Here is a 14,149-nt window from a genome sequence, read left to right as displayed (position 1 = left end):
TGGACCACCGGCAGGACGTCCCGCCCCTCCGCCACCGGGGGCGGGCTCACGCCGTTCGGCCGAGGCGGGGCAGGACGTCCCGCAGCCACACCGTGGCGCTCTCCCGCAGCGCCGTGTCGGTGAGGTGGGGCAGCAGCGGCTCCAACGCGGGCAGCGTCCAGATCAGTTCGGAGAGCGCGGTCGGCGGACCGGCGAGGATCGGCTCGCCGGGGACGTGCAGTTCGTCGTCCGCCCTCCACCGGGCGTCCTCCCGCAGCGCCTCGTCCGGCGGCCAGGGCAGCGAGCCCAGGGCGAGCCGCACCGCGCCGTCCGGCGTCAACTCCTCCGGGACGGCGACGCCTTCCTGCCCCGGGCGCACGGCGAGGGCGGCCAGCCGCAGCGCCCACCGCCCCGCACGCACCCGGCTCGCGTCGTCGTCGCCGCGCACCACCGTCACGAACGCCGCGCCGAGCGCGAAACCGTCCGCCCGCTCGTCCGACGACCTTCCGGGCAGCGGCCTGACCCGCCACGACGCCTGCTCCAGGACACCGTTCCACCACTGGATCGGCATCCCGTCAGGGAACCACTCCCCGACCCGGGCGGCCATCGCCGCGCGCGGAAGACCGAGCAGCGCGTCGTACTGCTCCCTGAAGCTCGTCATAGCACCTAGATCCCGCCGAAGTCGGTGATACTGCGGCGTGGTACGAAGAATCCCGCGGACTCGAAGGCTGTCACACCCTGCTGCAGGAAGTTGTCCGCGTGGTCGCTTCCCGGCGTGTAGTGACCGGTCCCGTTGTCGAGCTGGCTGATCCGCCCGCCGTTCGCGATCTCCACCTGACCTGCCCCGTACACCGGGCCGCCGTCGGTCAGCGCCGTGTGTTTGATGTCGTCCGCCACGGCCGGGATGATGTGCAGCGACTCGTCGGCGTCCACCGCCCACAGGAACCTGCCGCCGTTCTGCACCGCGTCCGCGAACTCCGGCGTCCCGGCGGTCAGCCGGGACACGCCGTACATGCCGGGCATCATCAACTCGAAGCTGAGCTGGTCGGGGTCCGGCTGTCTGTTCGACACCAGCCTTCCGCCCGGGTAGGGCGACAGGCCCAGCGGGTCGCAGGCCGTCCACGGGTTGGGCACGTACGTCACCGGGTTGGGCGACGGGGCGAGCCCCAGTGGGTCGGGACTGAGGTAGCGGGCCGTCCCCGGGTCGTAGTAGCGCCGCACGTTGTAGTGCAGGCCGCTCTCCGGGTCGTGGTACTGGCCGGGGAAGCGCAACGGGGTGTACGCGGTGGCCCCGGCGCTCCAGGACGTCAGCCCCCACACGGTGCTGCGCGAGCGCCACGCGACCCGCCCGTCCGTGCCCACCATCTCGGTCGGCATCCCGGTCAGGCCGGTGACGAGCGCGAAGAACCGGGTGTCGATCTCCTCCTGGTCCGTCGCGTCGGTGAGGCGTTCCGTCTGCGCGACCGGCAGCAGCCCCGCGTGGTCCCAGGTCGTGGTGACGGGATGCGTGAGCCCCGGCCCGGTGACGGTCTGCTCGGCGAGGGTGTGCCCGTCCCAGGCGAACACCGTGCGCTCGACGGCCTCGCCGCCGTCGTCCAGGCGCTCCTTCGCCGTCCGGCGCCCCAGCGGGTCGTACCGGTAGCGCCAGCGCGCGCCGTCCGGGGTGGTCAGCGACGTGAGCCGGTCCTCGGCGTCCCAGGTGTACTGCCAGGTCTCGGGCCGCTTGGACAGCTTGCTGCGGCGGCGGGTCACCAGGCGTCCCGCCGCGTCGTACCGGTAGATGGTGCCGCCCGCGCGCATGAGCTGCGTGCCGTCGTGGCGGCGCGTCCCGCGTGATCCCGGGCCGCCGTTCGCCTCGGGCCAGTCGCTCGACGTCTGGTTGCCCGCCGCGTCGTAGACGTACGCCTCGCGCCAGTTCGCGGCCGTCACCTCGGCGACGCGGCCCCCGGCGTCGAGGCCCAGCGTGGTCGGCCCGAGGACGGGGTCGTCCACGGAGACGGGGCGGCCGTCCGGCCGGTAGGTGTACGCGCGGCGCAGCGGGCCGTCCGGCAGCGTCAGCGCCTGCTCCAGCAGCCGCCCGGCCTGGTCGCGGCTCTGGCCGAGCACGAGGGCGTCCCCGAGGGTGCGGGACGTCTCCCGCCCGGCGGCGTCGTAGGCGAAGTCGAGACGGTGGCCTGAGCTGGTGAGCGCGGTACGGCGGCCCGCGGCGTCGTAGGCGTACGTGGCGCGGGCCCCGCCTGGCGTGGTCCTGGCGGTGGGGCGCCCCGCGGCGTCGCGGGCCAGGGTCATGGTCCGGCCGTCCACCGTCTCGGCGAGGACGCGTCCGGCGGCGTCCCGTTCCCAGGTGAGCGTGCAGTCGGGCGCGGTGACGGCGGCCGGGCGACCCGCGGCGTCGTAGGCGAACGACGTGACGCCCTCGTCGGTCTCCTTCGCGACGACCCGCCCCACCGCGTCGTGGCGGAACCTCACCGTCTGGCCCACGGCGTTGGTCCTGGCCGTCAGCCTGCCGACCGCGTCGCGCGTGTAGTGGAGGGCGCGGCCGTCGAAGTCGTGCTCGGCGACGAGCCGTCCGGCGGCGTCGTAGGTGTAGTCCCAGGTGAGGCCGTCGGGGCCGGTGACCCGGGTCAGGCGGAGCGAGGCGTCGTGCTCGAACGTGTACCGGGCGCCGTCGGGCCCGGTCCTGCTGCTGGGCAGGTCGAAGTGGGTCCAGGTGGTGACGCTGACGCCGCCGTGGGGGTCCGTGTGGCGGACGCAGTTGCCCTCGCCGTCGTACTCCCAGCGTTGTTCGCCGCCGGTGGGGTCCACCAGCCGGGCCGTCTTCCCCTCGACGGTCCACCACAGCCGGGTCGTCGCGCCGGTCGGGTCGGTGACGGTCGCGAGGCGCCCGAACGCGTCGTAGCTCCGCGTCGTCCGGTGGCCCAGCGGGTCGGTGACCTCCACCGGCAGGCCCGCCGCGTCGGTGGCTATGCCGGTGGTGGCGCCGAGCGGGTCGGTGATCGACGCGGCCCGGCCCACCGCGTCGTAGGTGTAGCGGGTGGTGGCGCCGGTGGGGTCGGTCAGGGCCGTGCAGTTGCCGCGGCCGTCGAACTCCCGCCGCCACACGGCCCCGTCCGGCCGGGTGACGGCCACCGGCAGGCCGAGGGCGTCGTACGTGAACCGGGTCGTCGCGCCGTCCGGCTGCGTCACCTCGACCGGTCGGCCGTCGGCGTCGTAGGCGAACGCCGTGACGTGGCCGAGGGCGTCGGTCCTGGTCAGCGGGTGGGGCCCGTCGCCGTACGTGGACCGCGCCTGCGCGCCGCACGCGTCCACCTCCGCCACGACGCGGAACCGCTCGTCCAGCGCGTAGCGGGTGACCTCCCCCGCGGCGGTGGTCAGGGTGGTGACGCGCGCTCCCGGCCAACGGTCGTCGGCCCCGTCGTAGTCGATGCGGAGGTCGATGTGCCCGGCGTCGCCGCGTTCGGCGATGCAACGGTCCTGGTCGTCGTAGGTGTAGGTGTAGCGGTCCTCGTTGGTGTCGGTCCAGGAGGTGACGCGCAGGCGCTCGTCGTAGGTGAGGCGCAGAGGCAGGCCGGAGGAGTTGGTGATCTCGGTGAGGTTCCCGGCCGCGTCGTAGCCGTACCGCTTGACGAGGGTGTCCGCGTCGGGGGAGGCGAGGCGCAGCTCCGTGACCCGCCCCTCGGCGGTGGCGAGGGTGAGCAGGTAGCCGCCTGAGTGGCGGATGGCGGTGGGGGAGCCGTCGGGCGCGTGCTCGAACGTGACGCTGTTGCCGTTGCGGTCGATGACCGCGCGCAGCCGGGCCGTGCCCTCGGCGTCCGGGGCGTCGAAGCAGCGCGTCAGGCCGCCGGAGACCTCCGCCAGCCGGTAGCCGCCGTCCTCGGCGAGCGCCAGGGTGTGGCGCGGGCCGTCGTGCGGCGGCACGGGGGCGCCGCCGGGCCGGGGGTGGGGGTAGGCGAGGAGCATGCCGTCCTCGGCGACGAGGACGACGCCCTCCCCGTCCACTTCGAGGCGCTGGTCGAGGGTGGACGTCCAGCACGGGCCGAACCAGCCACCGGCCCGGTAGCCGGACTCGACGCGCCGGGTGAACGCGAACGGGAGGTTGCCGGGCAGGAACAGGTCCGTCTGCGGGAGGTACATCCGGCCGGTGGCCAGGTCCACGGGGTCGGTGCCGCGGCTCGGGATCATGGAGCGCGCGCGGCTGTAGGCGGCGTCCATGCCGTGGGCGAGCATGGCGCGGCCCCGGGTGGCGAGGCCGCGGGCGCCCTGGGCGATGCCACGCAGGCCGACGCGTCCGAGGCCCCGGATTCCGGCGGCGAGGCCGCCGAGGGTGGTGAGGCCCTTCATGCCCGGGATGCAGTCGAGGGCGGCGAAGGCGACGTCCCAGAGGGATGCTTCGCCGCGCGCGTACTTGATCAACGTGTCGGCGAGGACGACGAGGGCCGCCGCCAGTACAAGGAGTGCGAGCGGCCCGCCGATGATCATGACCACCACGCCGAGGACGGCGACGATGACCTTGCAGACGTCAACTATCGTGTCCCAGTTTTCGGTGACCCAGTGGACGGCCTTCTGCCACCATTTGCGGTTCTGGATACCGGCGTCCGACGCCTCGTCGATGTCACGGGCCGCCTCGCGTGCGGCCTCCTCCCGCATCTCCCGTGCCTGCTGGGCGAGTTCGCGAGCGGCGTCGAGGCTGTCCTGCGCGGTATCGACACGCGCCTGCGCCGCGTCACGCGCCGCGTCTGCGGCCTGACGATCGCGGGTCGCCGCCCGCACCTCCGCCTCGTCCGGCGGTGGGGCGTTGTCCCGTTCGCCCTCGCGCTGGAGCCGGTCCGACTCGTCACCGGCACGCGACACCCAGTCCTGCGCATCCCCCAACGACGCCTGCGCCGACGTCAGATCGGCCTGCGCCGCTATCGCACGGTCCAGGGCACGATCCGCCTGGCCCTGCGCCGTCTGCAACTTCGGCCAATAGGTCTGCAACGCCTGCGCGCACAGGTCGTACGAGTCACGCAGCTTGGTCAGATTCCCCGGCACACCGTCGAACTCGCTGCGGAACGCCTCCGCCGACAACCCCGCCCAGTCCTGCACCGCACGATCCGACGCCAACCCCCGCACCCGCCCCAACGCCTCGCCCACATCGTCCGAGAACGTCTGCAAAGCATCCGCGAGTTCACGGACCTCCTCCGGATCACCCGGCGTCGGGTCCGACTCCATCCCCACCGGAGACCAGTCCGAAGGCCGTGCCATGTCCACTCCGTCCCCACGCGCCGCGCGTCAGCCCGTTCCCGGAAGGCTGCCTCCCCGGGCGACTGCGCCACCCTACGTGTCCGGAAGCAAATGTCACCGCGTCAGTTGCATCTGCGCAAGGTGAATCCCGCCGCCGGGCGTGGCATCGACCCGGCTGCGGCGCGTGCCCTGGCTAGGGTGGGACCATGACACGACGTGGACGTCTTGGCGTGATGTACGACCGTGATCTGCCGCCTGAAGGGCTCGCGGACTTCGCCCGCGCGGTCGAGGAGTCGGGCGCCGACGACCTGTGGGTCGTCGAGGACCAGTCGTACGCGGGCGCTGTCTCGTCCGCCGCCGTCGCCCTGTCCGCGACCGGCCGCCTGCGCGTCGGCATCGGCATCATGCCCGCGCCGCTGCGCAACGCCGCGCTGCTCGCCATGGAGGTCGCGACCCTCGCCCGTGTGTTCCCCGGCCGCCTGGTCGCCGGGCTCGGGCACGGCGTGCGGGACTGGATGAAGCAGGTCGGGGCCGCACCCGCCAGCCCGCTGTCCCTGCTCGGTGAGACGCTCGACGTGACGCGGACCCTGCTCGCCGGGGGGACGGCGACGCTGGACGGGCGCGAGGTGCGGGTGGACGGCGTACGGCTCGTCCACCCGCCCGTCGAACCGCCGCCGCTCGTCGCCGGGGTGATGGGTCCTCGCTCCCTCGAACTGTCCGGCCGCCTCGCGGACGGCACGGTCATGGCCGAGGGCCAGGGGCCCGGCCGGATCGCCGCCGCCCTCGAACACATCGAGCGGGGCCGCGCGGCGCACGGCCGCCCCCACGAACTGATCGTCTTCACGCATGTGTTCGTGCACGACGACCCCGCGACGGTCAGGGACGCCACCGAGGCGGCGGTCACCGAGTTCGAGGCGTTCCTCGGCGTCCCGCGCGCCGAGGTGCACCTCGCGGCGGGGGACGTGGCCACCGCCCTGGACCGCATCGGCAGCCTCTGGGACGCGGGCGCGAGCACCGTCGTCCTGCGCCCGATCGGCCCGGAACCCCTCAGCCACGTCCGGCAGGTCCTCACCGCCCTGCAGCGGTCGTGACACGGGAGAACGCTTCCTCGGCGCCGTCCTGCATTTCCTCATCACCCGTGCCGAAAGGCGCCGTTGAAGCGCGAGGGGTAACGTCCTAGAGTTCCGAGCATGGCGCACCAGATCGCAGCCGGTCCCGACATTCTCGAATACGTGCGGGATTTCTCGCTCAGAGAGGACGACATTCTCCAGGATCTGCGGCGCGTCACCGCCGAGTTGCCCGGCGGGCGGGCGATGCAGGTGCCGCCCGAGGAGGGGCAGTTCCTCGCATTCCTGGTGGCGGCGGCCGGTGTCACGGACGTGCTGGAGCTGGGCACGTTCACCGGCTACAGCACCCTGTGCATGGCCCGCGCCCTGCCACCTCACGGGCGGTTGATCACCTGCGACCTCACCGACCGCTGGCCCGAGATCGGCGCGGAACACTGGCGGCGCGCGGGCGTGTCCGAGCGGATCGAGGTCCGCGTCGGCGCGGCGGCCGACACCCTGGAGAATCTGCTCGCCGAAGGAGCGGAAGGCCGTTTCGGCCTTGTCTTCATCGACGCCGACAAAGCGAATTACCCCCGGTACTACGCGGCGGCGCTGCGGCTCGTACGGCCGGGCGGACTGCTGGTGCTGGACAACACGCTGTTCTTCGGACGCGTGATCGATCCCGAGGCCGACGACGCGGACACCGCCGGTGTCCGCGAGGTCAACGCGCTCATCCGCGACGACCGGCGCGTGGACGTCTCCATGCTCCCGGTGGCGGACGGCATCACCCTGGTCCGGCGGCGGCCCTGACCAGATCAGGGGCGCTCAGGCGCAGCGTCACGGGGGCGTCCCGCCGCCCGGCGACGAGGTGCAGGAGCTGGACGCCCTCGCCCCCCTCCCCGGCGCCCCTCTCCGCCGTCACCTCGCCCCGGCAGCCGCACGGCCCCTCGTCGAACCCGGCGAACCGGTAGGCGATCTCCATCATCCGGTTGCGCTCGGTGGCGCGGAAGTCCGCCAGCAGATGGACGCCCGCGCGGGCGGCCTGGTCGATCAGCCAGTGGAGGACGACCGTGCCCGCGCCGAACGCCACCACACGGCACGACGTCGCGAGCAGCAGCAGGTGCCACGCCTCCGCGTGCCTCTCCAGCAGCACCACCCCCACGGCCCCGTGCGGCCCGAAACGGTCGGTGAGCGTCACGACCAGCACCTCGTGGCGCGGGCTGCCCAGGTACGCGCGCAGCGCCTCGTGCGGGTAGTGCACGCCGGTCGCGTTCATCTGGCTGGTGCGCAGCGTCAGTTCCTCGACGCGCGCCAACTCGCCCTCGGTGGCCCGCCCGACGCGCATCTCCATCTCCAGCGAGCGCAGGAAGTCCTCGTGCGAGCCGGTGAACCGCTCGCGCTCCTCCGTGCGCCGGAATCCGGCCTGGTACATCGTCCTGCGCCGCCGCGAGTCCACCGTCACCGACCTCGGGCTGAACTCGGGCAGGTCGAGCAGCGTCGCCGCGTCCTCGGCCGCGTAGCAGCGCACCTCGGGCAGGTGGTGGGCGACCTCGGCGCGTTCGGCGGGCTGGTCGTCGATGAACGCGACGGCGCCCGGCGCGAAGTCCAGCCGCGCGGCGATCCGCCGCACGGCCTCCGACTTGCGCCCCCAGCCGATCTCCGGGACGACGAAGTACTGCGCGACGCCCAGCGCTTCGAGCCGCGCCCAGGCGAGGGTGTGGTCGTTGCGGCTGCACACCGACTGGAGGACACCGCGCGCGTCCAGGCCGACGACCACGGCGCGCACCGCGTCGGACAGGACGACGTCCCCGTCCTCAAGCAGCGTGCCGCGCCACAGCGTCTCGTCCAGGTCCCAGACGAGGCACTTCACGGTCGCGGGCCGGGGTTCGGGCTCGGGCGCGGTCACCGGCGGCCGAGCGCCTGGTCGGCCAGGATCAGCTGGCACATCTCGTCACTCCCCTCGATGATCCGCATCAGCTGCGCGTCGCGGTACGCGCGCGCCACGACATGCCCGTCCCGCGCCCCGGCCGAGGCGAGCACCCGCACGGCCGCCGCCGCACCCTTGGCCGCATGCCCGGCGCCGACGTACTTCGCCAGTACGACGGCGGTGGCGACGTCGGGGGCGTTCTCGTCCCAGCAGCGGCTGGCGTACTCGCAGGCACGGGTGGCGATCTGCTCGGCGGTCCACAGATCGGCCAGCTGACGGGCGACGAGCTGGTGTTCCGCCAGCGGGCGGCCGAACTGCCGCCGCGTGCGCGCGTGTTCGGCCGCCGCCGTCACGCAGGCCCGCAGGATGCCGACGCATCCCCAGGCGACGGAGATCCGGCCGTACGCCAGGGCCGTCGTCACGAGCAGCGGCAGCGGCTGCCGTCCGCCGCCGAGCAGGCTGTCCAGCGGCAGCCGCACCCCGTCGAACCGCACGTCGGCGTGCCCCGCCGCCCGGCAGCCCAGCGGATCGGCCACCCGCCGCACCTCGACACCCGGCGCGGAACGCGGCACCACGACCACGGCGCCGTCCTCCCCCATCCGGGCCACCACCAGGAGGACGTCCGCGTACGCGGCGGCGGTCACCCACTTCTTGCGCCCGCTGAGCAGCACACCGTCCCCCTCGACGGTCACGGTCGTCGCGATCGCCGACAGGTCGCTGCCCGCCTGCGGCTCGCTGAACGCCACGGCCGCCGTGCCGCCCGCGGCCAGCCTCGGCAGCAGCTCGGCCGCCTGCGCCGGGTCGCCGAGCCGTTCGACCGTCCACGCGGCCATGCCCTGCGACGTCATGACGCTCCGCAACGAGCCGCACAGGCTGCCGACATGCGCGGTGAACTCGCCGCTCTCCGCGCTGCTCCAGCCCGCGCCGCCGTGCCGCGCCGGGATCTGGGCGGCGAGCCGCCCGGCCGCGCCCAGCTCCCGCACCACGTCCTCCGGCAGCCTGCCCGCCAGGTCCCAGCCGGACGCCCGGTCGCCGACCAGCGCGGTGACCGCGGAGGCCGCCGCCGCGACGGACTCACGCACCGGCGCCGTCCCCGGCCGCCCCGCGCAGCCGCCCGACGAGCGCCGCCATCCGCCGCGCCGTGCGGAAGTTGTCCATCCGCAGGTCGGAGCCGCGCACGGCGATGCCGTACGTCCGTTCCAGATGCACCACCAGCTCCATCGCGAACAGCGACGACAGGCCGCCCGAGCCGAAGACGTCGGCGTCGGCCGTCCAGATCCGCCCCGTCCGCTTCCCGAGGAACCGCAGCAGGTCCGTCTCGACGGCGCCCGGGTCGCCGACGTGGTCCGGCACCGGCCGGTCGGAGGAGGTGGTCATGCCTGTTCTCCCTCGCACTCGAACTCGTCCTCGTACGTGTGGTCGTACGCGTAGAAGCCGCGACCGCTCTTGCGGCCGAGGTGCCCGGCCCGCACCATCTCCAGCAACAACCCGCTGGGACGGCAGCGTTCCTCGCCCGTCCGGCCGTGCAGGACCCACAGCGAATCGGCCAGGTTGTCCAGGCCGATGAGGTCGGCCGTGCGCAGCGGTCCCGTCGGATGCCCCAGGCAGCCCTGCATGAGCCGGTCCACCGCCTCGGCGCTCGCCGTTCCCGCCGCCACGACCCGTACCGCGTCGTTGATCATGGGGTGCAGGATCCGGCTGGTGACGAACCCCGGCGCGTCCGCCACGACGACCGGCTCGCGGCGCAGCGCGGCGAGGAGGTCCCGCAGCGCGTCCAGGGTGGCGGCGCCGGTGCGCGCGCCCCTGACGACCTCGACCGTCCTGATCAGGCAGGGCGGGTTCATGAAGTGGGTGCCGACCAGGTCCTCGGGCCTGGCCGTCGCCAGGGCCAGTTCGTCGATGGGGATGGACGACGTGTTCGAGACGACGAGGGTGCCCGGCGCGAGCAGCGCGGACACCTCGGCGAGCGCCTTCGCCTTCGCGCCCGGGTCCTCGGTGACCGCCTCGACCACCGCCGTGAGGTCCGCGCCGTCCGCCGCCACCAGGGCGGCGAGCGACGGGCCGGTGCGCAGGGCGCCCTCCTCCGTGTCCTGCGGCAACGCGCCCATCAGCCGGGCCGTCCGCAGCTGGTGGCCGATCCTCGCCCGGGCCCCGTCCAGCCGCCGCCGGTCCGGGTCGGCCAGCGCCACGGCGACGCCGTGCCCGACCGCCAGCGCGGCGATGCCCGTCCCCATCACCCCCGCCCCGAGCACGGCCAGCCGCCGCCCGGCGGCCCGCGTACCGCTCCGCGCTGTCATGTCGCCCCTCTCTCGGTCCAGGCGCCGGACACCCCGTCCGGCGCGGCGGTCACTCCTCGGCGCGGCCCACCTCGGTCCTCGGCGGTCGCGGCGCCACGACGCCGCCAGGCGGCTCCGTGTAGAACTGCCGCGCCCACTGCCGGTACCGGCCGATCGGCCCGTCACCCCTGGCGAGCTTCGGCTGCTCGACGTGCTCCTGGTGATGCCACATCAGGAGGTCGGCGCCCGTATCGACGCTCGCCACCCGCTGGAGGACGGCGCTGAGCAGCCGCGCCACGGGCATCGCCGTCGCACGCCCCGCCCTCCTCGGCAGCCCGGGCACGCCGGTCAGCTCCAGCTTCGTGCCGAACCGCAGCTCGATGCGTCCCGGGCCGGTCGCCGTCGCGTGGAGCATCACGTGCAGACTGCCCGCGCCGCGCGGCAGGACGGTGCGGGCCGCGATGCTGGCCAGCCCGATCACCGTGAGCGTGTAGGACTGGCGGAAGCCGCGCATGACGGTGCCGCGCGCGGTCGCCGTGACGGTGCTCACCGGCTGCCCGGCCACCGGCGCGCCCTCGATGTCCAGGCCCTTCAGCCCGTGCAGCGCCGGAAGATGCCCCCAGTCGAAGGCGTTCTCGATGACGTCCTGCGGGTGGCCCGCGAGGGCGAAGGTGTCGTGGCTGAACGGCTGCCGCTCGTCCATCGGGATGACCGGGACCTGCCACTGCGGGGGCAGCCCGAGGGCGTGCCACCACACGTAGACCGAGCCGTTGACCTCGCACACCGGGTACTGCGTCAGCGACGCCTTCGGCGGCGGCAGGTCGTAGCCCGTGCGCACGCAGGCGCCGGACGGGTCGAACGCGAACCGGTGGAAGGGGCAGACGATCTCCTCGCCCTCGACCGACCCGCCGACCCCGAGATGCGCCCCCAGGTGCGGGCACTGCGGCCTGACGGCGCGCAGCACCCCGCCCGCCGTCCGGTACAGGACGACCTCCGCGCCCGCCAGCGGACGGGTGGTCACCGACCCGCGCCGCACCTCGGAGGCGAACGCCAGGCAGAACCAGCCGTTCGGGTACGGGCGCGAGGGCGCGTGCAGGCTGTCGGCCGGGGCGGCGCCCGGCAGGCCGACCTTCCGCGAGCGCAGCAGCTGCTTCACGAGCGGTTTCAGGTGAGGCTTCACGGCATCACTCCGGGGCGGCGTCGGAACGGGGGGACGCGGCGCCCCGCGCCGCCCGGTGGTCCACCGGGCAGGCGGTGCCCTGCGGGGGGACGGCGGCGTGCCGCTGCGGGCCGCCGGTGCCGCCCGCGTCGTCCTGCCGCCGGTCGGCGACGCGCAGCAGCAGCCCGCGTGAGCTGAGCGACGTCTCCACCTTGGGCCTGAACGGCTCCTCGCCGACCGGCGACAGCTTCCAGCGGGCGACGACGGCGGTGAGCGCGAGGACGGCCTCGTTCAGCGCGAACTGGTCCCCGATGCACTTGCGCGGACCGGCGCCGAACGGGATGTACGTGGCGCGGTCGGGCTGGGCGTCGAGCCAGCGGTCGGGGTCGAACCGGTCGGGGTCGGGGAAGAGGTCGCCCCTGCGGTGCAGCAGGTAGGGGCTGAGCACGAGGGTGCTGCCGCTCGCCAGGCGGACGCCGCCGAGTTCGGCGTCCTGCCGCAGCCTGCGGGTCATCATCCAGGCGGGCGGGTAGAGGCGCAGCGCCTCCGTCACCACCCGCGTGGCGAGGCCGAGCGAGGGCAGGTGCGCCGCGTCGAGGTCGCCCCCGGCCAGCACGCCGTCCGTCTCGGCGCGCAGGCGCTGCTGCACGTCGGGGTGCGTGGCCAGCAGGTGCAGCGCCCAGGCCAGCGTGATGGCCGTCGTCTCCATGCCGCCGAGGAAGAACGTCAGCGCCTCGTCGGCCAGTTCGCCGTCGCTCAGCTGCCGCTGCCCGTCCTGGCTCTCCTCGTCCACCGCCCCGACCAGCGTGGACAGCAGGTCGGCGTGGTCGGTGGGGTCGGCGCGGCGCTCGGCGATGATCCCCTCGATGGTGGCCGACAGCCGGTGCCGCGCGTGGTCGTAGCGGCGTTTGCCGGGGGTCGGCACGCCGCGCAGCGCGGCCGGGGTCATCATCCTGCGGAAGAACGCGCTCACGACGACGGCGGTGTCGGACAGGGCCCGGCTCATGGTCTCGGCGGGCAGCGCGCCGCTGAACATCGTCTCCATGGTGGCCCGCGTCGTCAGCGTCATCATCTCCTGCGTGATGTCGAGGACGTCGCCGTCGTGCCAGGACGCCGCCTTCAGCCGGGACGCCCGCGCGAACACCGCGCTGTACCCCGTGAGGCGCGCGGGGTGGAACGACGGCTGGCACAGCCGCCGTTGCCGCCGGTGCAGCGGGTACGCGCAGGTGGACAGGCCGTCGCCGATGACCTCGCGGATGCGTTCGTAGATCGGCCCGCCCTTGTCGTAGACGCGGTCGTTCAGGAACACGTGCCGCGTCAGGTCCGGGTCGCAGACGACCACGGCCGAGGTCGGGCCGAGCCGGACGCGGACGAGCCCCCGGTACCCGGACAGCGACGAGATGAACGCCAGCGGGTCGCGCAGCAGCGGCAGCGCGTGGCCCAGCAGCGGCAGGCCCCCCGGGGCGAGCGGGACCGACGCGGCGGTGGCCGCGTTCGTGTCTGTCATGACGAACCTCGTTCCGTTGTCGATCGGCCGCCGGGCGCGAGGGCGGCCGGATCGCGGGTGACTTCGAGCAGCGCGGTCGTCCAGCGGAAGCCGAGACCGAAGCTCAGGACGAGCACGCGCTCCCCGGCCCGCGGCGCGCCCGCGCCCAGCAGCCGGTCCAGGGCGAGCAGGACGTCGCACGGCCCCGCGTGGCCGAGGTGCCGCCCGAACGTCCAGCTCGTGTCGCCCGAGCGGACGTCCAGCGGCGAGGCGGCGAGCACCAGGTCGAGCACGACCGCGCCGATCGCGATGCCCACGACGTGCGTCACGTCCGCCGGTTTCACGTCGGCCTCGTCGAGGACGGACTCGACGCAGCGGCGGGTGGAGCGTTGCAGTGCGTCGATGTGGGGCATCAGGCCCGTCTCCTCGGCGAGGAACGGCCGTTCGGCCCCGGCGGGCGCCTCCTTGGCCCGGGTCAGCAGTTCGAGCTCCGGCTCCGTCGCCTGGGCGGTCGCCACGAGGCGGGCGAGGCCGGGGCCGCGCGTGAGGACGGCGGCGGCGCCCGCGTCACCCGCCACGTACCCCATCTCCCGCACGCCGCCCCACCGTTCGGCCGGGAACCGGCCCCCGGCCGTGACGAGCGCGGCCCGCGCGCCGGGCCGCGAGGTGAGGTGCTCCGCCGCGACGACGAGCGCGGCGGCCCCGCCGTCACTGGCGGCGCCCAGCTCGAACGCGGCGGTGTCCCGGCCGCCGAGCACGCGCAGCAGGTAGGGCGCGGGCGTGTAGTGGTCCTTGTCCTGGAAGGCGGCGTGCACCAGCAGGCTCAGGTCGGCGCCGGTGACCTCCGCTCGGCGCAGCGCCTTCAGGCCCGCGCGGGCCGCCATCTGCGCCGCCGTGCTGTCCGTCGAGACGGCGGCCGAGGTGAACCCGTTGAGCGCCGCCATCGACGGCTGCCCGGTGACCGGCCCCGCCCAGGGGTCGCGCTCGGATCTGATCGGTGGAATCCACGCGCCGGTCCCGGCGATCGAGATGTCCCGCCACAACACTGCTGTC

At 74.3% G+C, this 14,149-nt stretch carries 11 protein-coding genes; 2 read left to right on the top strand and 9 right to left on the bottom strand.

The features are described from left to right. Positions 1–46: 46 nt before the first annotated feature. Both IF27_RS27500 and IF27_RS27495 read right to left on the bottom strand, forming a co-directional pair. Complete coding sequence (locus IF27_RS27500; RefSeq protein ID WP_052852559.1) at positions 47–640, bottom strand: hypothetical protein; 594 nt, start codon at positions 638–640, stop codon at positions 47–49. 5 nt (positions 641–645) lie between these two features. Next, positions 646–5,223 carry a DUF6531 domain-containing protein gene (locus IF27_RS27495; RefSeq protein ID WP_190233120.1) on the bottom strand — a complete coding sequence of 1,526 codons (4,578 nt, stop codon included), beginning with the start codon at positions 5,221–5,223 and terminating at the stop codon, positions 646–648. A 185-nt stretch (positions 5,224–5,408) separates the two neighbouring features. Between IF27_RS27495 and IF27_RS27490 the strand changes: the two genes are divergently transcribed. Further along, positions 5,409–6,293: an LLM class flavin-dependent oxidoreductase gene (locus tag IF27_RS27490; RefSeq protein ID WP_052852557.1), complete on the top strand. Its 885-nt coding sequence runs from the start codon at positions 5,409–5,411 to the stop codon at positions 6,291–6,293. A gap of 99 nt (positions 6,294–6,392) precedes the next feature. Then, positions 6,393–7,058 carry an O-methyltransferase gene (locus IF27_RS27485; protein ID WP_052852556.1) on the top strand — a complete coding sequence of 222 codons (666 nt, stop codon included), beginning with the start codon at positions 6,393–6,395 and terminating at the stop codon, positions 7,056–7,058. On the opposite strand, the gene IF27_RS27480 is transcribed toward IF27_RS27485, so the two are convergent. Genes IF27_RS27480 through IF27_RS27450 form a run of 7 tightly spaced genes read right to left on the bottom strand, consistent with a single transcriptional unit; the run spans position 7,033 to position 14,142 of the window. Beyond that, entirely contained in the window at positions 7,033–8,154 is a 1,122-nt protein-coding gene (locus tag IF27_RS27480) for an HAD-IIIC family phosphatase (protein ID WP_052852555.1), read from the bottom strand. The genes IF27_RS27485 and IF27_RS27480 overlap by 26 nt on opposite strands. Next, positions 8,151–9,257, bottom strand: a complete 1,107-nt coding sequence (locus tag IF27_RS27475; RefSeq protein ID WP_052852554.1) for an acyl-CoA dehydrogenase family protein — start codon at positions 9,255–9,257, stop codon at positions 8,151–8,153. Before IF27_RS27475 ends, IF27_RS27480 begins: the two co-directional genes overlap by 4 nt. Continuing rightward, positions 9,250–9,552 (bottom strand): acyl carrier protein, encoded by a 303-nt coding sequence (locus IF27_RS27470; protein ID WP_052852553.1) that lies wholly within the window; start codon positions 9,550–9,552, stop codon positions 9,250–9,252. The genes IF27_RS27475 and IF27_RS27470 overlap by 8 nt, the downstream gene beginning before the upstream one ends. Then, positions 9,549–10,472 (bottom strand): 3-hydroxyacyl-CoA dehydrogenase family protein, encoded by a 924-nt coding sequence (locus IF27_RS27465; protein ID WP_052852552.1) that lies wholly within the window; start codon positions 10,470–10,472, stop codon positions 9,549–9,551. Before IF27_RS27465 ends, IF27_RS27470 begins: the two co-directional genes overlap by 4 nt. A 49-nt stretch (positions 10,473–10,521) precedes the next feature. Beyond that, a complete protein-coding gene (locus tag IF27_RS27460) occupies positions 10,522–11,631 on the bottom strand; it encodes a Rieske 2Fe-2S domain-containing protein (RefSeq protein WP_052852551.1) in 1,110 nt (369 codons plus the stop codon). 4 nt (positions 11,632–11,635) lie between these two features. After that, positions 11,636–13,117, bottom strand: coding sequence for a cytochrome P450 (locus tag IF27_RS27455; protein WP_110946301.1), 1,482 nt, complete (start codon positions 13,115–13,117; stop codon positions 11,636–11,638). Beyond that, complete coding sequence (locus IF27_RS27450) at positions 13,114–14,142, bottom strand: 3-oxoacyl-[acyl-carrier-protein] synthase III C-terminal domain-containing protein (protein WP_052852550.1); 1,029 nt, start codon at positions 14,140–14,142, stop codon at positions 13,114–13,116. The genes IF27_RS27455 and IF27_RS27450 overlap by 4 nt, the downstream gene beginning before the upstream one ends. Between the last annotated feature and the right edge of the window lie 7 nt (positions 14,143–14,149).

The organism is Streptomyces avicenniae (assembly GCF_000719135.1).
In the GTDB taxonomy this organism is placed as follows: domain Bacteria; phylum Actinomycetota; class Actinomycetes; order Streptomycetales; family Streptomycetaceae; genus Streptomyces; species Streptomyces avicenniae.
The sequence above is the reverse complement of the archived record's forward strand: the minus strand, read 5'-3'. Positions and strand labels throughout refer to the sequence as shown.

Coding starts and splice junctions, on each gene's coding strand:
- IF27_RS27500 (WP_052852559.1), bottom strand. CDS start 640: ATGACGAGCTTCAGGGAGCAGTACGACGCGCTGCTCGGTCTTCCGCGC.
- IF27_RS27455 (WP_110946301.1), bottom strand. CDS start 13,117: ATGACAGACACGAACGCGGCCACCGCCGCGTCGGTCCCGCTCGCCCCG.
- IF27_RS27470 (WP_052852553.1), bottom strand. CDS start 9,552: ATGACCACCTCCTCCGACCGGCCGGTGCCGGACCACGTCGGCGACCCG.
- IF27_RS27465 (WP_052852552.1), bottom strand. CDS start 10,472: ATGACAGCGCGGAGCGGTACGCGGGCCGCCGGGCGGCGGCTGGCCGTG.
- IF27_RS27495 (WP_190233120.1), bottom strand. CDS start 5,223: ATGGCACGGCCTTCGGACTGGTCTCCGGTGGGGATGGAGTCGGACCCG.
- IF27_RS27485 (WP_052852556.1), top strand. CDS start 6,393: ATGGCGCACCAGATCGCAGCCGGTCCCGACATTCTCGAATACGTGCGG.
- IF27_RS27490 (WP_052852557.1), top strand. CDS start 5,409: ATGACACGACGTGGACGTCTTGGCGTGATGTACGACCGTGATCTGCCG.